The organism is Rubrivirga marina (assembly GCF_002283365.1).
Lineage (GTDB): Bacteria > Bacteroidota > Rhodothermia > Rhodothermales > Rubricoccaceae > Rubrivirga > Rubrivirga marina.
Map to the genome: position 1 here is coordinate 2,813,215 of NZ_MQWD01000001.1, position 18,028 is coordinate 2,831,242.

Sequence of the window (18,028 nt, forward strand, 5' to 3'; positions counted from 1 at the left end):
TCCGCCCGCCTCGGCGTCGAGGCGGGACAGGCCAGCGCTAGGCGACCGTCACCGCGTCGTCGAGGTAGACGTCCTGGATCGTGTTGAGCAGCCGGATGCCCTCCGAGCGCTCGCGCTGGAACGCCTTGCGGCCCGAGATCAGGCCCATCCCGCCCGCGCGCTTGTTGACGACCGCCGTGCGGACGGCCTGCGCGAAGTCGTTGGCGCCCGAGCCGCCGCCCGAGTTGATCAGCCCGGCCCGGCCCATGTAGCCGTTGGCCACCTGGTACCGCGTGAGGTCGATCGGGAGGTCCGAGGAGAGGTCGGAGTACATCCGCTCGTCGAGCTTGCCGTACGAGCTGTCGCCCGAGTTGAGGGCCGTGAACCCGCCGTTTGTGGTCGGCTGCTTCTGCTTGAGGATGTCCGCCTCGAGCGTCGCGCCGAGGTGGTTGGCCTGGCCCGTGAGGTCGGCCGACGTCTCGTGGTTCGTCCCCTCGATGGTGAACGCCTCGTTGCGGACGTAGCACCAGAGGATCGTGCCGAGCCCGAGCTCGTGGGCCATCGCGAATGCCTGCGAGACCTCCTGGATCTGCCGGCTCGACTCGTCGCTGCCGAAGTAGATGGTCGCGCCGATGGCCACGCACCCCATGTTCCACGCCTCCTCGACGCGGGCGAACATCACCTGGTCGTAGGTGTTGGGGTAGGTGAGGAGCTCGTTGTGGTTGATCTTGAGGATGAACGGGATCTTGTGGGCGTACTTCCGTGCCACCATCCCGAGCGCCCCGTACGTGGTGGCGACGCCGTTGCACCCGCCCTCGATCGCGAGCTCGATGATGTTCTCGGGGTCGAAGTAGTCCGGGTTCTTGGCGAACGACGCGCCGCCCGAGTGCTCGATGCCCTGGTCGATGGGGAGGATCGAGAGGTAGCCGGTCCCGCCGAGGCGGCCGTGGTCGTAGAGCTGCTGGAGCGAGCGGAGGACGGGGATCGGCCGGTCCGACGGCCCGAACGCGCGGTCGACCCAGTCGGGGCCGGGGAGGTGAAGGCGGTCCTTCGAGATCTTCGGGTCGGAGAAGCCGAGGAGCGAGTCGGCCTCGTCGCCGAGGTACTCTTCGATCGTGGGCTGAGACATGAGTCGAGCGTGTGAGGGGAGGACGTGAAGATAGGCGGGAGGCCCAGGTCGCCGCCCCGCAGCGACAAGTGGAAGCGGTTCCTGTGCGGGATCTACATGCTCGCGAGGGGCCACAGTTCCGCGGGGAGCGGCCGGACGCCGTCGAGCGCGGCCGGGAGCCGCCGGGCGAGGAGGGGCGCCGTCAGCAGGCCCTTGGCGCCGAGCCCGGTGACGACCCAGACGCCGGGGTGGCCCCGCAGCGGCCCCGCGAGCGGGAGGCGCCGGGGGGAGACGGTCGACGGGACGGTCACTCGGACGCCCGCCCGCCGGTCGAGAACGGGGGCGCCATCGAGGGCCGGGAGCAGCGCAGCGCCTTTCGCCACCAGCCCGGCGTCGAGGGCTGGGTCGGGCGCGAGCGCGTCGAAGTCGTGCTCGAACGTGGAGCCCACGACCACGCCCGCCTCGGTGGGCACGGCGTAGCCCGCCCCAGCGACGGCGGGGTGATCTGCCGGGAGGCCCTCCGGCCGACCGAGGCGGACCGTCTGGCCCTTGACGCGGTGGAGGGGGAGCCCGGCCAGCGGCGCGAGGCGCCGGGCGCCGTCGCCCACCGTGAGGAGGAGGTGCGAGGTGCGGATCTCACATTGATCCGTTATTGCAATCGTTCGACTCCCTTCGGAGCTCCAGCCACGGAGCCGAGCGCGGACCACCTCGGCACCGCGGGCTTCCGCAGTCGCGAGCGCGGCTTCGACGAAGGCCGGGATGTCGACCGACGCGCCGCGCCGGACGGCCAGCGTCCCGTGCTCGGCCCTCACGAGCGGCCACCGTTCGGAGCTGGCAGCCGGGGGGAGCCAGGTCAGGTCGGCGTGCGCGTCGGCTCGCTCGCGGAACTGCTCGGCCTGCCGGTCCGACGACGCCGGCCGGAGGACGCCGGTCTGACGGACGAGCCCGTCGCCGGCCTCGGCTGCGAGCTCCGCGAGGGCATCGAGCGCCTCCTCGTGGCGCCACGCCGGTTTCGCGGCGCGGCCCATGAACGGGTTGGCGAGCCCGGCTGCCGCGCCGCTGGCGCCCGAGGCCGGCTCGTCAGCCTCGACCACCACGACGTGCCGGTCCCGGCTCAGCACGAGCGCGGTGCACGCCCCGGCAAGCCCGGCGCCGACGACCACGACGTCCGCGCGGTCGGTCATGCGGAGGGAGCAGAGGGAAGGGGAGTCACGGTGCCGAAGGCGGGTAGCTTTGCGAATCCAAGATCCGCCCATGCCCGAGCCGTTGCCATCGCCCGAAGTCGTCGTCGTCGGAGGCGGTATCGCCGGGCTCGGGGTGGCGTGGGAGCTCGCCGCGCGCGGGAGGCGCGTCGTCGTGCTGGAGCGTGACCGCTTGGGGCGAGGCACATCGTGGGCCGCGGCCGGGATGCTCGCGCCGTCGGCCGAGCTCGGCTTCGAGGAGCTCGACCTCTACGCGCTCGGCCGCGAGAGCCTCGCCCGGTGGCGCGCCTTCGCCCGCCGCCTCGAAGCCGCCAGCGGCGCCGAGGTCGGGTACCGCGAGGAGGGAACCCTCGTCGTCGCTGACGACCGGGACAGTCTCCATGCCCTCCGCCGGCTCTTCCGGTTCCAGGAAGAGCACGGGGCGCCGGTCGAGTGGCTGTCGGGCGAGGAGGCCGTCGACCTCGAACCGCTGCTGTCGCCTCGTCTACCGGGCGCCGTGTTCTCACCCGAGGACCACCAGGTGGACCACCGCGCCGTCGTGGCGGCGCTGGCCGTCGCGGCCCGACGGGCCGGGGCAGAGCTCCGCGAGGGCACGGCGGTCGTCCACATCGGGCCGGACGTCGAGGCGCCCACCGTCCGCCTCGGGGACGGCACCGAGGTGGTCGCACGCGTCGTCGTGCTGGCGGCGGGGGCATGGAGTCCTTCGATCGGCGGGCTGGACCCCGCGCCGCCGGTCCGCGGGGTGAAAGGGCAGGCGCTCGCGCTGCGGCTCGACCCCGAGCGCGGCCTCGACCTCGGGCACGTCGTCCGAGGTCCCGATGCGTACCTCGTCCCGAAGGCCGACGGCCGGCTCATCGTCGGCGCCACGAGCGAGGAGGGCGTGACGGATCGTCGGGTGACGGCCGGCGGCGTGTACCGATTGCTGGAGGGGGCCGTCGAGATCGTCCCGGGCGTCGAGGAGATGGAACTCGTCGAGACGTGGGCCGCGCACCGGCCGGCGTCGCGCGACCACGCGCCCCTCCTCGGGCGGAGCCCGCACCCGGGTGTCGTCTACGCGACCGGCCACTACCGGCACGGCGTGTTGCTGGCGCCCGTCACCGCCGAGGAAGTCGCCGCCGAAGTAGACCGGCTCCTCGACGGCGCGGCCGAAACAGCGCCCGTCCTCGCCCCGTTCTCGCCCCTCCGGTTCCCGGACTGATCCCCCCGCACCCCGTGCCCACGCTCCGCATCAACGGCGAGCCCCGCGACGTGCCCGTGCCGCTCGCCCTCGACGCCCTCCTCGACCACCTCGGCCGCGACCCCGGCCAGCCCGGCGTCGCCGTCGCCGTCGGCGACCGCGTCGTCCCACGCTCGCGGTGGGCCGAGACCACCGTCGACGACGGCGACCGCGTCGAGATCATCACGGCCTCGCAAGGGGGATGACGACGATGAACGCCGAGTCTCCCCAGGTCGACGCCCCCGCGGACCTGTGGACCGTCGGTGGCGCCGACCTGGGGAGCCGCGTGCTCCTCGGTACGAGCCGCTACCCGAGTCTCCAGACGCTCCTCGACTCCGTCGACGCCTCGGGCGCCGAGGTCGTCACCGTGTCCGTACGCCGCGTCGACCTCGACGCGAGCGGGGACGGGCAGACGCTCCTCGGCGCGCTCCGCCAGCGCGGCCTCCGGCTCCTCCCGAACACGGCCGGGTGCTACACCGCCCGCGAGGCCGTCTTCACGGCGCAGCTCGCCCGCGAGGCCCTCGAGACCGACTGGGTCAAGCTCGAGGTCATCGGCGACGACGAGACGCTCTACCCCGACGCCGTCCAACTCCTCAAGGCCGCCTCGGAACTCGTCGCCGACGGCTTCCAGGTGTTCGCGTACTGCGGCGACGACCCGATCACGGCGCGGAAGCTGGCCGACCTCGGCTGCGCGGCCGTCATGCCCCTCGCGGCGCCGATCGGGAGCGGGATGGGGCTCGTCAATCCGTACGCGCTCCGGATCATCCGCGAGCTCCTGCCCGACGTCCCGCTCGTCGTCGACGCCGGCATCGGGACGGCGTCGGACGCCGCGCGGGCGATGGAACTCGGCTACGACGGCGTCCTCCTCAACACGGCGGTCTCGGGGGCGCAGCACCCGGCCCAGATGGCCGCCGCGATCCGCCACGCGGTGACGGGCGGACGTCTCGCCCGCAGCGCCGGCCGGATCCCGCGCCGCCTCTACGCCCAGGCCTCGACCCCCGACGCCGGCCGCGTCGAGGTGGACGAGTAGGAGGGGTGGGGGACGAGGGAGCGGCCAGGGGGCGGACCGTCCCGCGTCTCTTGCTGATCGCGGACGGGTTCGCGACGGGCCGCGTCGAGCTTCCGGCCGACGAGATTCGGAGTCGGGTCGTGGAGCTGGTGGAGGCCGGCGTGCCGTGGGTCTCGCTCCGCGACCAGAAGGCCGATGACGGGACGTTCGCCGAGGCCGCCCACGATGTCGCCGAGGCGGTGCGGGCCGTCCGGTCCGACGTGACCCTGTCGGTCCACGGCCGGCTGGACGTGGCCCAGTCTCTCGACGCCGGGCTCCACGTCGGCCGCCTCGGGGCGTCGCTGGAGGAGGCCGTCGCGGCGGGGGTGGCGGGGCCGGTCGGCGTCTCGGCGCACTCGGCCAGCGCCGCGCTCGCGGCCCGCAAAGGCGGAGCCGACTACGTCACGTTCTCGCCCGTCTTCGCCACGCGGACTCACCCCGACACGGTGCCGACTGGTATCGACCCGCTCCGGCTCGCGGCGGAGCGCTCTGGACTGCCCGTCCTCGCCCTCGGCGGGATGACGCCGCCCCGAGCCCGCATCGCTCGCCTCGTCGGCGCGCACGGCGCGGCGGCCATCTCATCGCTCCTCTTTGCCTGGGACGCCGCCCGCACCGTCGGCCAGTTTTTGGACGCGGTCGCGGAGTGAACAAGTCACCGGGGGAGTGAGTGTTCACCCCCGAAGACTTCGCCCGCCTCCCGACTCGTCCGTGACCTCGTCCCCCCCGATCCCCACTGCTCTTACGATTGCCGGCTCGGACTCGGGTGGCGGCGCCGGGGTCCAGGCCGATCTGAAAACGTTCGAGGCACACGCCGTCTTCGGCATGTCGGTCCTCACCGCGATCACGGCGCAGAACACCCGGTCCGTCACCGCGGTCCACGCGGTCCCGACCGACGTGATCGCCGCGCAGATCGACGCCGTGGCTGACGACCTGCCCATCGGCGCGGTCAAGACGGGAATGCTCGCCTCGGTGGAGATCGTCGAGGCCGTCGCCGACGGGATCGCGCGGCACGCGCTGGCGCCCGTCGTGGTCGACCCCGTGATGATCTCGAAGAGCGGCCACGCCCTCCTCGATCCCGACGCCGTCGCGTCCGTGATCCGGCGGATGCTCCCGCTCGCGGCGCTCGCCACCCCGAACGCCCACGAGGCCGCCCGGCTCGTCGGCTTCGACGTCCGCTCGCTCGCCGACGCCCGGCGCGCCGCCGACGCGATCCTCCGCCTCGGTCCCGCCGCCGTCCTCGTCAAGGGCGGCCACCTCGATGACGAGACCGAGGCGGTCGACCTCCTGGTCTGGGGCGACGGCGAGGCCGTGTTCCGCGAGGAGCGCGTCGACACGCCGCACACGCACGGGACGGGCTGCACCTACGCGAGCGCGATCGCGGCGAACCTCGCGAGGGGCCTCGACCTGGAGGAGGCGGTCGGCCGGGCCCGAGGCTACGTCCAGCAGGCCATCCGGAACGCGCTCCCGCTCGGCGGCGGCCACGGCCCGACCCGCCATTTGTGGTTTCTGAGTGGCGCCGAGGCCTGGGGATGAGGGCCCCGGTCGACAGCCCCGCCGCGTTCCGCGGCTCTTCACTTGAGGCCGCTCCCGCGCGCGGTCTATCTTCGACGCGCTGACGGGGTGACCCGTTCGCTGCGCCGGTAGCTCAGCTGGATAGAGCGTCGCACTACGGATGCGAAGGTCGGGGGTTCGAATCCTCCCCGGCGCGCAGCGCCCTCCGCCACCCGCGGGGGGCGCTTTTCGTTTCAGGCCGCCCGTGGACTTCGACCCGCCCCCGTACCGCCCACCGCTGGCGCTCCGCAGCGGCCACCTCCAGACGGTCCTCCCGACGCTCTTCCGTCGCGTCAACGGCGTGTCCTACCGGCGCCAGCGGCTGGAGCTCGACGACGGCGACTTTCTGGACCTCGACTGGGTCGGCCGACCGGAGGGCGCGTCCGTCGCCGTGATCGCGCACGGGCTGGAGGGCAGCAGCGACCGGGCCTACGTCCGCGGGATGGCGCGCGACCTCGCTTGGCGGGGCTGGACGGTGTGTGCGTGGAACCTCCGAGGGTGCTCGGGCGAGCCGAACCGGCTCCTCAGCGCCTACCACAGCGGGATGACCGGCGACCTCGGCGCCGTCGTGGACCACGTCCTGGCCGAGGGCGCCGCCGAGGTGGCCGTGGTCGGGTTCAGCCTCGGCGGCAACCTCACGTTGAAGTGGCTCGGCGAGCAGGGCGAAGACGTCGACCCGCGCGTGGTGGCGGGGGCCGGCGTGTCGGTGCCGGTCGACCTCGCGGGCTCGTCGGAGACGATGGAGGCGTGGAGCCGGAGGATCTACATGCTCCGGTTCATGCGGTCGCTGACGGGGAAGGTGGCCGAGAAGGCCGACCGCTTCGAGGGCGCCCCCGACCCCGAGGTCGTCCGCCAGGCCCGCACGTTCCGCGAGTTCGACGGGCTGTTCACGGCCCCCGTCCACGGGTTCGAGAGCGCCGAGGACTACTGGGCGAGGGCCTCGTCCCTCCCCGTCCTCCCCGAGATCCGCGTGCCGACGCTCCTCGTGAACGCACTCGACGACCCGTTACTCGCGCCGTCGTGCTTTCCCACTGCGTCGGCTGCGGCCAACCCGTACCTCACGCTTCTCACTCCACGATACGGTGGGCACGTCGGGTTCATCCGACGCTCCGGTCCCTACTGGTCCGAGGAGGTCGTGGGGCGATTCGTCGACGCCGTGAGACGGTGAGCCTCCCCACCCACGGCGGGGTCGGACGCCGCGCGGTCGGCGTCATCTTCCGTCGCGTAGAGGAGGAGAAACCGCCGGAGGAGGTCGTCGGCCTCGGGCGACGGGCGGAGGGTGTCGAGCACGGACTGGAACGCGGCCTCGTCGGCCATCTCGGCGTAGTGGTCGCGGTAGGCCAGGAGCCGCTGGCGCTCGGTCTCCTCGTCGAGCTCGGTGTGGAACTGGGTCCCGTAGATCGGCGCGTCGCCGAGGCGGAAGGCCTGATGCGGCGCTCGGTCGTTGGTCGCCAGTTCGACGGCGCCGGCCGGCAGCCGCGCCACGCGGTCCTGGTGGCCCATCTGTGTCGCGAAGCGGTTCGGCAGCGTCCCGAACAGGGGGTCCGCGTGGCCGGCGTCGGTGAGCACCACCTCATGTGTCCCCATCTCGGTCCGGTCGGGGTCGTGAACGACCTCGCCCCCGAAGGCCCGCGCGATGAACTGGTGGCCCCAGCACGACCCGAAGAGCGGGACCCCGCCGTCGGCGCAGGCGTGGCACAGGTCGATCAGGGCCGGCGTCCAGTCGTACGTCATCGTGACCGAGTACGCGCCGGCGCCGCCGATCATGACGGCATCGACGCCGTCGAGCAGGGCGGGGGAAAGGTCGTCTCGGAGCGCGTTCGTGAGGAGGAACGCGTCGGGCCCGAGGCCGCAGCGAGCGCGGAAGCTCTCCTGCTCCTCGCGGAGCACGGCGGCGTTCGTCCGGATCTGGACGAGGCGGACACGGACGGCGGAGAGGTCAGGGGCCATGTGGCGGGCGGGGCGGCGACGTGGGAAGATCGCCAGAGTACGGACCCCGCTCGGAGCCACGTCGAGGCGGCGACGTTGGACGCTTCGATCCACCTCTCGAACTTCCTCATGGCACAGACCGAATCCATCGTTCTCGGGGGCGGCTGCTTCTGGTGCGTCGAGGCCGTGATGACGCCGCTCCGCGGCGTCGAGCGCGTCGTCTCCGGCTACGCGAATGGCCACGTCAACAACCCGACGTACCGCGAGGTCTGCTCCGGCCGGACCGGCCACGCCGAGGTCGTCGAGGTCACGTTCGACCCCGATGTGATCTCGCTCCACGACCTCCTGACCGTCTTCTTTACGACTCACGACCCGACGACGCTCAACCGCCAGGGCGCCGACGTGGGGACGCAATACCGATCGGGCGTCTACGTCTCCAGTGACGCGCAGCGCGAGCAGGCCGAGGCCGTCGTCCGCGAGATCACCAACGCCGGGATCTATGACGACCCGATCGTGACGGAGATCGAGCCGCTCGACACGTTCTACGCGGCCGAGGCCTACCACCAGGACTACTTCGCCCGGAACCCGGCCCAGCCCTACTGCCAGGCCGTCATCGCGCCCAAGGTGTCGAAGTTGCGGAAGCTGTACCTCGACAAGCTGGCTGCCTGACGGGTCCCGCCCGCCCTCGTACCGAGGCGGCCGGCCTCGGGGGGGCGGCGCATACGCTGGCGAAGCGGACGTGAAAGGGGCCCGCACCCGACCGGGCCGATTGCGCGGCGCCCCGCCGCGGCTCTACCTTCGAGCCGCTTCCCGCCCGGCGGGACGGCCTTGGGTCAGTAGCTCAGTGGTAGAGCATCCGGCTGTTAACCGGACGGTCGTAGGTTCAAATCCTACCTGGCCCGCCCAGCACGCCCCCTCCGACTCGGAGGGGGCGTTCGTTCATTTTAGGGGGCGACGCCTGGTGGAAAATCAGGTGTCTGTAGGCCAATCCCGGATCCTCCGCCCACCCAGGAACGGCTCGCCCTGCTGCTCGATCAGTGGGAGCCACTCCTCCCGTACCTCCTGTGTCGTCGCCTCCGGCCAATGCCCCGTCCCGCCGCCATCCAGCGCCGTGGGTCCGGTCGGTCGTCGGCGGGCGCCTTTCGGCACGGAGCGAGTTGCGAGGGATGCCGCTTTCGGGGCATGCCAGCCTGATGTGGTGGGCGCTCGGGTTGACGCAGACGGCTCGGCGCCGCGGCGACCTGTTTCGTGAGGCCATCCGGGACAGCCGGGGTCTCCGGTTCGCGCTGAGCCGGGCGCGAGGCTACGCGGAGATCTAGCGCTCGCCGCCGCCCTCGCCCGGGCTCGCCTCGGTCGCGGGTGAGGGCGCCTCCCACGTGTCGTTGGTCGGGTTGGCGTCGAACACGTAGCCGTCGGGGTCGAGCTCGACGCGGAGGACCTCCCCGGCAGGGAACGTGAGGGTCGCCTCATCCGCGCCGCCGAGCCACGTCTCGACCGGCACGCGCTGCTCCGCCGTCTGCCCGTCGGCGTAGGTCACGCGGACCGGCGCCGGCATCGGCGCCATCCCGAGGTCGACGATCCTCACCTCGACTGCGCCACCGGCCGACGCGAGGACGGACCCGATTCCGTGATCGACCGTCCAGGTGTCGAAGAACGTCGGTGTCCAGAACCAGTCGAGGTCCTCGCCGAGGCCGTCCTCGATGGTGCTGAAAAAGTCGTAGGGGTAGGGGTGGGCGCCCCGCCAGCGTCGGCCGTACTCGCGGTAGGCCTCAAAGAAGGCGTCGCGGCCGTAGAGCCCGGCGAGCGCGTGGAGCGCGACGGCCGGCGTGGAATAGGACGCCACCCCCCGCGCGTTCCCGCCGACGGGGTCGACCTGCCGCGTCCCGCCGCCGACGGGGTACCGGTCGTTGTGGCGCATCGGCGGGACGGCGTAGCCCGTGCCGGCGAGGAGGTAGTGCGACTGGCGGCGCCGGTCCCATGCGTCGATCCGCTCGCGATCCGGCGCCGAGCCGTCCCAGAAGGCGTCGATCCCCTCGTTCGTGTTGAACGACGTCAGGCCCTCGTCCATCCAGGTAAACGCCGTCTCGTTCGAGCCGACCATCATGGGGTACCACATGTGAGCGATCTCGTGGTACGTCACAGAGAACAGCGAGGCGTCGGTCCGGTCACCGCCGATGAGCGTCATCATGGGGTACTCCATTCCGCCGGCGATGACACCTTCGACGGCGGTCATGTGGGGCCAGGGGTACGGCCAGAGCGTTTCCGAGAGGTGCTCGATGGAGAAGGCCGCGAACTCGGCGGAGCGCCCCCAGGCGGCGGTGCCGGGTCGGTAGAAGCTGTTGATGAGGACGGCGTCATCGGCCGTCCCGTCCTCGTCCTGGTCGACAAGCGCCCGGGTCGCGTCCCACACGTACGCCGCCGAGGCGGAGAGGGCCACGTCGCGGACCTCGTTGGCCTCGAAGCGCCACACGCGGCGCCCCTCGGGGGCGGGCGCGAGGGCGTCCGCCCGGTCCGCCTCGGTCACGACGTGGACGACCTCGTCGCCGCCGAGCGCGTCGGCGAGGCGCCGGCGGGTCCGGTCGGCGTAGACCTCCTCCTCGTTGACCAGGCGGCCGGTGCCGTAGACGAGCATGTCGGCGGGCGCGTCGAACGCGACCAGGAAGTCGCCGACCTCGAGGTAGTGTTCGCCCATCCCGAGGTAGGGGTCGGTGTGCCAGCCGTAGACGTCGTCGTAGACGGCGACGGTGGGGTACCAGTAGCCGAGGTAGAACACCTCGCCGTCGGTTCCCTGGCGGAACGTGCCGGTCGCGGGCGGGACGGTGTAGCTCCAGGCGACGTCGATCGCCGCCGTCTCTCCCGGCCCGAGCGGGTCCTCGAGGCCGACGGTCATGACGGTCCCGAAGATGGCGTACTGGCCCGGCTCGACGGTTCCCTGGTAGGAGCCGGGCGTCGCCCCGACGGTCACGTCCTCGTAGTCCGTCCCGTTGACGGCGAAGGTGCTCAGGGTCATCCCCCCCGTGACGGCGACGGGCCGATTCCGCTGAACGCCGGGGGCGTGGACGTTCTGCCGGAGCTTGAGGACGAGGAACGCCAGCTCGTCGGGCGACTCGTTGGTGTATGTGATCGTTCCGGCCCCGGTGATCTGTGCGGCCTCGGCGTCGAGGCGGGCGGTGAGGTCGTAGTCCGCGCGGTTCTGCCAGTGATTGGGCCCGGGGCTGCCCGTGAGCGTCCGCGTCCCCTCGGCGATGGCGTGCTGGTACTGCGGGGGCGGAATCACCGGGTAGGGGAGCACGCGCTGCGCGGCGGGCGCGACGGCGAGGCCGACCGCGACGGCGGCCAGCACGAGGGGACGGGGCGGCATCGGCAACGGAGCGGTTTGAGCGTCGAACGAGGCGGGCGCGCAAGTTCGCGCCACGTCGGCGGCCACGACGGCGCCGAGGCGAGTGGAGAGACGGTGGAGACCGCGCCCCCCGTGGTGACCGTGCCCGCCTCGGGCTACCTTTGGCGTCCCTGAGCCCGAGTGGCGGAATTGGTAGACGCGCACGATTCAGGGTCGTGTTCCCTTACGGGAGTGCTGGTTCGATTCCAGTCTCGGGCACCTTAGAGGACCGGTTGCTAGTCTCGGCGGCCGGTCCTCTGTCGTTTGCTGGTTTTCCGTCCCGTTTGCCCCGAAGTAGGCGGATGGACTCGGCCAACTCAGGAGTTCGATACGCGCCGTCCTCGAAGACGAGATTGCCGGGGAAGATCGAACTCAGGATGCGGTCCTTCGCCTCGATCCCGGCGGCGGCGTAGTAGCGCGGGAGGTCCGCCAGCAGGGACAGGCCGTAGCGCGCGTTGTGGAGCAGGTCGCTCGTGTCGTCGCCTAGCGCCTTGCGCCGGTCCTCTAACTCCCGCTTCTGCGTCTCGTAGCGCTCCACCAATCGGATGAAAGCATCGTGCGGGATGGAGCCCTCCACCAGCTTCTCAGCAGCGTCCGTCAGCTTCTCGTCTAGCGCGTCGATCTCCGCCTCCACTTTGGCGCTGGCGGCCTCTCGGCTGCCCTCCCGTTCGTCCTGCACGTCCTTGAGGACGGCGAGGTAGAGCCGCGCTATCTCGGGAGCCACATGGATGCTTCCGAACAGTGCCAAGAGTGCCCCATGTGCGTCTTCGGCTCGGAACCGCACTGAGCACGGATGCTGGCAGTGGTAGTAGTGGTAACGGCCTCCCTTCGCGGAACTGGCGGTCAGGTTGCCGCCACACTCTGGACATGTGAGGTGCCCCCGCAGCGGGTACTCCGCACGTCGGCGGGGGCGAGGGCCGCCGGTCTTCTGATTCCCGTCGAGGATTTCCTGCACACGCCAGAACGTCTGCTCCGAGATCAGCGCCTCGTGCAGCGACGGCACCAGTCGTTCTGGTTCGTCGCCGTAGGCGTCGACGCGGATCAGCCCAGCGTAGGCCGGGTTATGAAGGAAGTTGTAGAGTTGGCTCTTTCCGCAGCGTACGCCGCGCTTGCGGATGTGCAATAGGGCCTCGGACGGGAGGTAGACACCGGAGGCCACCATCTCGAATGCCTCGCGCATCGCGGGGGCATCCTCGTTCGGGCGCATCAGGGGCCGGTCCGTTTCGTCACGGCCTTTCGAGTACCCGAGCGGCGGCTTGGTGACGTAGCGGCCCTCCAGTTTCGCTCGGCGCATCCCGTCGCGCGTGGCCTGAGAGCGGCGAAGGTTGTCAACCTCAGCTACGGCGAAGTAGAGCGCTTTTAAGATCAGGCTCTCGGGGCTCCCGTCTACCGGTTGCTCGACGCATTGGAGTTCAACCCCGAGGCCTTTGAGTGTAGCGGCCATGCTCCAGGAATGCTCGCTGCTGCGCGAGAACCGATCCCACTTGAGGACCAGCAGGAGATCCACATTCCCTTTGTTCGTTCGGATGTAGGCCAGCAACTTTTTAAACTCCGGCCGCTCAAACGTTTTCGCGGAGTAGTCGTCTTGGAAGTGCGCTGCGACCTCGATCCCTCTTCTCAGGCAGTACTCCCTAAGCTTCGCCTCTTGGTCGCGGAGGCTGTAACCGCGTTCTGCTTGATCGTCCGTCGAGACGCGAGTATAGATGATCGCACGGCGCGTCCTTTTGCTGGTGGGCATGTTCATCGTACTCGATCAAGGCGAGCTGATATAGGAGGTCCCGCAGCGCCTCGGTTTCTGCGCGAGTGTAGGTGGCGCCGTCCTGCTCCAGAATGGAGCGGCACGCCTCGATGGAGAGCATTCATGGATTCGCGGGGCCAGCCTCCGGGGTCTCCGGTCAACAGGTCGTGTGAGGGGTCATGGCTTCGCCTCCGGGGCCTCCGGTCAGCGAGCGGCATGTCAAAGCTTTTCTCTAAGCACTTGGGAGAGGTGCACAGTCTTGCCGTCCTGCCTCTTGACGGTCAGCTCCGTGTGATCCGCCTCCTCTAGTAGTTCCTCGAGGGTCTTCCCGTCGCCGGCACGTTCTCGCTCCAACATCACAGGACGCCCCTCCTTGAGCTTGACTCTCAGTCTGAGGTTGCCGGGGTCTCGGATAGCGTGAATCACCTTGAACTCGGCGTCGCTAACCAGTACGCCCGGCTTGTACTCTGGCGTTAGGTCGAGCTTCGGGAGAATCTTTTGGACTACTCGGTTGAGGCTGATGCGGACGTGGTCAGCAAGAGGGGTGAACAACTGGTTGTTGGCGTACTCGCGTTCGTTCGCCAACTCGACCTCGCCATCTTCGAACACGAGCAGATAGGCGGGCACGCCTTGCATTGCTTCCAGCACGTAGAACTCGAATAGTCTCAGACCCCCCGCTCGAAGGCCTGGCGGGTCGAGTTTGCGGATGCCCTGCTTGGCCTCACGCAGCGTCGAACTCGGAACCCCGAACCGACGGAGCTCCATGATCGAGCCAAGCCACGCGAGGTCCATGATGCTGTACCGTCGCCAGCCTTGTCCGTCCTCCCTCGGGTCGTCCACAACGCCTTCCGACTCCCACAGGTTTACCACGCGCGAACTAGCGTCTGTGCGCTCCGCAGTGAAGCGTTTGGCGCGGATGGCCGCCAGCATCTCGGGTAAATCGTCCGATTCAACGAGCCCATAGAACCGGACGAAGTGGCCGTCACCCCGCACCACCTGCCGACCGGCTCGGAGCCGCCGCAGGTTCTCTTTCTGGAAGGTTGATTGATCAGAGCTCAAAGTTTCCGGTGCGGGAAGGTTTAGGGCCGAAACTAGCCGGCACTGGATCCTTCCGCAACCGGAAACTTTAGGTCAGGCCCCGTACTCCCCCCCCTCTGTGAGTCGGGCTTGGCCGAGGCCGACTAGGGTATCCAGCAGCGTGGATACGTCGGCGCGACGGGCTCGGATGAAGTGGCGGGCCACCTGCTCCACGGTCAGAGGACCGGGCGCGCTCTCCAACGTGCGCCGGAGTTCCAGCGCGCGGCCGGGCAGGGTGTCGGGCCACGGGACCGGCTCGGCGGCAACAGCTAGGGCCTCGACGGCCTCCACCTCGACGCCGAGGCCGAGTTGGTCGGCGGCACCGGGGTTCTGGTAGGAGGGCCGGAGGTAGCGCACGCGCCCGGCGTCCTCCTCCTGCTGTCGGGCCCCGTTCAGCGCGACCACGCGCCGCAGAATGTCCTCGTCTGAGAGGGAGGCGGGCCAACCGTAGGCCTCGAACACGGCAGCGTCGAGCGCGTCGTGAAGCTCCTGGAGGATACCCACCTGCCCCCGTTCGTACGTGTCCCGCGTCTTGCCCTCCAGCGGTACGCCGGACCGGACGGCCTCCAGCGCGTTGTAGAGGGCAGTCAGTGTGAGGTCAGGGTGCTCCGCCTGCACGCGGTTGCGGTGGGCGTGCAGCAGTTCGGCGCGGTCCCGGATGGTGCTCTTTTGGTCCCCCGTCGGGTCCGGGAACGGGAAGGGCTGAAACGTCTTCGTGCTCGTGTAGCGCGGGTCATTGCCGACGCCGAGACGGCCGCCAACACCGAGAGACCAAACGACGTGCGGGCGGCTGGAGAGCACGCCGAGGGTGTAGGAGTCGTCAGAGGCCACGGCGATCAGCGCCCCGTCAGGCAGGATGTCCCCGTCGAGGAAGGCGAAGACGCGGTGCTTGGACACCTCCGGGGTCACGATGTAGCGGGGCAGGCCGCGCACGGCGTCCCGAAATGCCGGGATGGTCTCGCCATGAAGCCACCAGTTTTCTCGGCGGACCTTCCGCTTGTTCTGGTCGCGGGCGGGCTTCACGCGGTCCCGGACGCGCTGGTAGAGCGCGGGCACGCGGTCACGGGCTTCCTCGGCCGTTAGGCCGTAGAGGTCGATCACTCGCACGTCGCGTGAGATCCGCACCACATCGCTCCCATTGCGAAAGCGGGGGAGGTGGAGCGTCACGGCGGGGTCAGCGCCGAGGCCCAATGCCCGCGCCTCCTCCTCCGTCACGGTGAAGTCGCCCACCAGCTTGGCGCCCATGAAACTGAGGTCGCGGTTGGATTCAAGCGGCTTTACCCCAGTCACGTCGACGCCTATTGTCAGGTCCGCGAACACCTCTCCCCGGCGGTACTCCATCTCCAGTCGCCGGGCATCGTCTCCCTCGACGCGCTCCTCACTCATCACGGTCGCCAGCTCGCCCTCGGCCGGACCAAGCACGCCCACGGTCATTGCTACGCGGACGGCGGCGCCGAGCGTGCCGTCTACCCATGGGTGATCCGGCACGGCGTAGGCCAGCGCCAGCGGCGGGTCGGCTGACAGGTGCCGTTCGACTACACGCCGGTTGTTCGTCTGCGTGATCGAGTTAGTCGTGATGAACCCGAAGCGCTCCGCCCGCCCGTGCCGCACGGCGTCGGCCGCCTTCTCCCACCAGTACATCACGAGGTCCGCCGATCCGGGGACCTCGGGGTAAGCCGCCCGCAGGGCCTCGGTGTACCCGTCGCCTAGGGCGTCCCGCATCATCTGGCTTCCGACGAACGGCGGGTTGCCCACAAGAAAGTGTGAGGACGGCCACGCGGCCGGGGTCGGGTCGGCGTAGTCGAAGACCGGCACGCGGGCCTCGGTGTCGGGGACAGGTTCGCCCGTCGCGGGGTGCGGCATGGTCGTTCGCCCGTCCCAGACCGTCAGCGGTTCGCCGTCGTCTCCGGTGCGCGGGATCCGCTCGGCGTAGTCCAGCACGGCGTCCCGGCACACCACGTTGCCGTAGGCCTGGAGCACGGGATCGGTGATGGCCTGAGGACCCCCGTAGGTGCGGAGGTGCCACTGGAGGTACCCGATCCACAATACGAGGTCCGCGAGCGCGGCGGCGCGCGGGTTGACCTCGATCCCGAGGAACTGCTGCGGCGTCACGGCGGCGCTCTCCATCTCCAGAGCGGCCACGCCGTACTGCTCCTGCGTCTGTCGCACCTCGCCTTCCAGCCGTTTCAGGTGTTCCAGGGTCACGTAGAGGAAGTTGCCAGATCCGCAGGCCGGATCGAGCACGCGGACGCTCGTCAGGCGACGCTGGAAGCCGTTCAGCGTCTCCGTGACGGCCGCTCGGGTCTTGCGGGCTCCGGCGGCCCGTGCCCGGTCGGTGGGGTACTCGCTCGTCTCGTGCACTTCCTCAAGGCTCGCCACGGCGGCCTGTATGGCCTCCCACTCTTTGCGGAGCGGCTCGATCACGGTCGGGACGACAAGCCGCTCGACGTAGGCCCGAGGCGTGTAGTGGGCGCCGAGCTTGTGCCGCTCTCGGGGGTCCAACGCCCGCTCTAGGAGCGTCCCGAAGATGGCCGGTTCAACGTCGCGCCAGTTGGCCCGAGCGGCGGTCAGCAAAAGGTCGAGCTGAGGCCTCGATAGCGCCGGGGCGTTGGTCTCCGAGAACAGCCGCCCGTTGAACCGGCGGACGCGGGCGCGGAGGTCGGGGGAGAACCCACCCGCGTCCATCGTGTGCCAGAGCGCCGCGAGCCCGTCGGGGAGCACGTCGAGACTGTCCCGGTAGCTCTCCAGCAGGCCCGTGAACGCGCGCTCGGGGAGGAGGCCGGTGTCCTCGGCGAACATGGTGAACAGGCTCCGAGTCAGGAAACCGAACACCTCCGCCGGGGCATGGCCGTCGGCCTCTAGCGAGGTCGCCAACTCCGCGAGTGTGACTGCGAGCGCGCGGGTTGCCTCGGCCTGCCTCCGGCTCGGGTCCAATGCCTCGGGGTCCGTCCATACCAGCCTCAGCCGCTCTCGCACGGCGTCATCCCTTAGGTCCGTCAGGAAGACGCGGTAGCCCCGTTGGTCAGGGGAGGGGACGTAGCGCTGCGGATGGCCGAAGTTGGCGTAGAGGTCGATGCAGTGCCCCACGTCGATCACGAGGAGCAGTGGTGGTACTGGCTCTCGCCAGTCGCCCACGTCGAGGTTTCGCGCGTAGCGGGCGGCCTGCTCTTTCGCGGCCCGCATCGTCCGTTCCCACGCGGCCGATCCGCGCGTGCCGTGTCCAGCGCTGCGGGTCTTCCCGCGCCTGCGCCTTTCCTCGTCTACGCCCTGCTTCGTCTCGGCCACAAAGCAGCCGCGCCGGTAGAGGTCGATCCGGCCTCCGGCCTGCTGCGCCTGATCGTCGAAGACGACGGGCCGCTCGAACACGTAGGCGTCGCGCGCCGGGTTCTTCGTGGCCGGCTCGGGCTCCGCGACGCCAAGCACGTCCCGGCACAGCTCTTTCAGAAACGACTGCGCGTTGGCGAGTTCAGCAGCTTGGGCGCGTTTCCAGCGCTCTATAAAGGCATCTACCGGGTTCGGGACTGAGGTGTTTGGTCGGAGCATCGGCACATGAGTCGCTGGCCAATACTATTCCCACACCTCGACCTGAGCCCTTCCGAAATCGAGAACCGAACGAACCCGCAGGAATCCGCTCTGTCAAACGAGAAGCGAGCCTAGCACGGCGCCGCGCACATCGTCCAGAGGACCTGACGCAGGGCTGTCGATGCACAGTGGCTGAACTTGGCCGAGACCCTGGGTCGGTCTAGGGTTCCCGTCAGTCTATGGTTACCAATTTGACCCTGACCCGGTGTAGCGGACGCC

The 18,028-nt window shown here is 70.1% G+C and carries 14 protein-coding genes and 3 tRNA genes; 10 read left to right on the forward strand and 7 right to left on the reverse strand.

All coding sequences use genetic code 11. The annotated features are described in order from the left end of the window. Positions 1-37: 37 nt before the first annotated feature. Both BSZ37_RS11750 and BSZ37_RS11755 read right to left on the reverse strand, forming a co-directional pair. Entirely contained in the window at positions 38-1,108 is a 1,071-nt protein-coding gene (locus tag BSZ37_RS11750) for a class I fructose-bisphosphate aldolase (RefSeq protein WP_095510731.1), read from the reverse strand. 92 nt (positions 1,109-1,200) lie between these two features. After that, on the reverse strand, positions 1,201-2,271 hold the full coding sequence (locus tag BSZ37_RS11755) for an NAD(P)/FAD-dependent oxidoreductase (protein ID WP_179299595.1): 1,071 nt from the start codon (positions 2,269-2,271) through the stop codon (positions 1,201-1,203). A 70-nt stretch (positions 2,272-2,341) separates the two neighbouring features. Between BSZ37_RS11755 and thiO the strand changes: the two genes are divergently transcribed. The 7 genes from thiO (at position 2,342) to BSZ37_RS11790 (ending at position 7,272) form a co-directional block, all read left to right on the forward strand. After that, positions 2,342-3,487 (forward strand): glycine oxidase ThiO, encoded by a 1,146-nt coding sequence (gene thiO / locus BSZ37_RS11760; protein ID WP_179299596.1) that lies wholly within the window; start codon positions 2,342-2,344, stop codon positions 3,485-3,487. Positions 3,488-3,501: 14 nt separating this feature from the next. Next, positions 3,502-3,711, forward strand: coding sequence for a sulfur carrier protein ThiS (gene thiS / locus BSZ37_RS11765; protein ID WP_245838629.1), 210 nt, complete (start codon positions 3,502-3,504; stop codon positions 3,709-3,711). Continuing rightward, the gene (gene thiG, locus BSZ37_RS11770) at positions 3,708-4,535 is read left to right on the forward strand and encodes a thiazole synthase (protein ID WP_095510733.1); all 828 of its coding nucleotides are present in this window, start codon (positions 3,708-3,710) and stop codon (positions 4,533-4,535) included. Before thiS ends, thiG begins: the two co-directional genes overlap by 4 nt. 50 nt (positions 4,536-4,585) lie before the next feature. Then, entirely contained in the window at positions 4,586-5,200 is a 615-nt protein-coding gene (locus BSZ37_RS11775; protein ID WP_179299597.1) for a thiamine phosphate synthase, read from the forward strand. A gap of 61 nt (positions 5,201-5,261) precedes the next feature. Continuing rightward, a complete protein-coding gene (gene thiD, locus BSZ37_RS11780; protein ID WP_218830489.1) occupies positions 5,262-6,086 on the forward strand; it encodes a bifunctional hydroxymethylpyrimidine kinase/phosphomethylpyrimidine kinase in 825 nt (274 codons plus the stop codon). Positions 6,087-6,187: 101 nt separating this feature from the next. Next, positions 6,188-6,261 (forward strand) — tRNA-Arg (locus BSZ37_RS11785). 48 nt (positions 6,262-6,309) lie between these two features. After that, entirely contained in the window at positions 6,310-7,272 is a 963-nt protein-coding gene (locus BSZ37_RS11790) for a YheT family hydrolase (protein WP_218830490.1), read from the forward strand. Here BSZ37_RS11790 and BSZ37_RS11795 read toward each other — a convergent pair. Continuing rightward, positions 7,221-8,054: a type 1 glutamine amidotransferase gene (locus BSZ37_RS11795; protein WP_095510736.1), complete on the reverse strand. Its 834-nt coding sequence runs from the start codon at positions 8,052-8,054 to the stop codon at positions 7,221-7,223. The genes BSZ37_RS11790 and BSZ37_RS11795 overlap by 52 nt on opposite strands. A 108-nt stretch (positions 8,055-8,162) precedes the next feature. On the opposite strand from BSZ37_RS11795, the gene msrA reads away from it, so the two are divergent. Together msrA and BSZ37_RS11805 are read left to right on the forward strand one after the other, a co-directional pair. Further along, positions 8,163-8,702, forward strand: coding sequence for a peptide-methionine (S)-S-oxide reductase MsrA (msrA, locus tag BSZ37_RS11800; protein WP_095512384.1), 540 nt, complete (start codon positions 8,163-8,165; stop codon positions 8,700-8,702). A 161-nt stretch (positions 8,703-8,863) separates the two neighbouring features. Continuing rightward, positions 8,864-8,935: transfer RNA gene (locus BSZ37_RS11805), tRNA-Asn, on the forward strand. A 413-nt stretch (positions 8,936-9,348) separates the two neighbouring features. Here BSZ37_RS11805 and BSZ37_RS11810 read toward each other — a convergent pair. Continuing rightward, the gene (locus BSZ37_RS11810) at positions 9,349-11,394 is read right to left on the reverse strand and encodes a M1 family metallopeptidase (RefSeq protein WP_095510737.1); all 2,046 of its coding nucleotides are present in this window, start codon (positions 11,392-11,394) and stop codon (positions 9,349-9,351) included. A 153-nt stretch (positions 11,395-11,547) separates the two neighbouring features. Between BSZ37_RS11810 and BSZ37_RS11815 the strand changes: the two genes are divergently transcribed. After that, positions 11,548-11,631 (forward strand) — tRNA-Leu (locus BSZ37_RS11815). Here the strand turns inward: BSZ37_RS11815 and BSZ37_RS11820 are convergent. The 3 genes from BSZ37_RS11820 to BSZ37_RS11830 form a co-directional block, all read right to left on the reverse strand. After that, entirely contained in the window at positions 11,597-13,150 is a 1,554-nt protein-coding gene (locus BSZ37_RS11820) for a recombinase family protein (protein ID WP_179299598.1), read from the reverse strand. The two genes, BSZ37_RS11815 and BSZ37_RS11820, sit on opposite strands and share 35 nt — an antisense overlap. Before the next feature lie 219 nt (positions 13,151-13,369). Further along, positions 13,370-14,209: a MerR family transcriptional regulator gene (locus BSZ37_RS11825; protein WP_095510739.1), complete on the reverse strand. Its 840-nt coding sequence runs from the start codon at positions 14,207-14,209 to the stop codon at positions 13,370-13,372. 72 nt (positions 14,210-14,281) lie between these two features. Further along, positions 14,282-17,770, reverse strand: coding sequence for a class I SAM-dependent DNA methyltransferase (locus BSZ37_RS11830; RefSeq protein WP_095510740.1), 3,489 nt, complete (start codon positions 17,768-17,770; stop codon positions 14,282-14,284). Between the last annotated feature and the right edge of the window lie 258 nt (positions 17,771-18,028).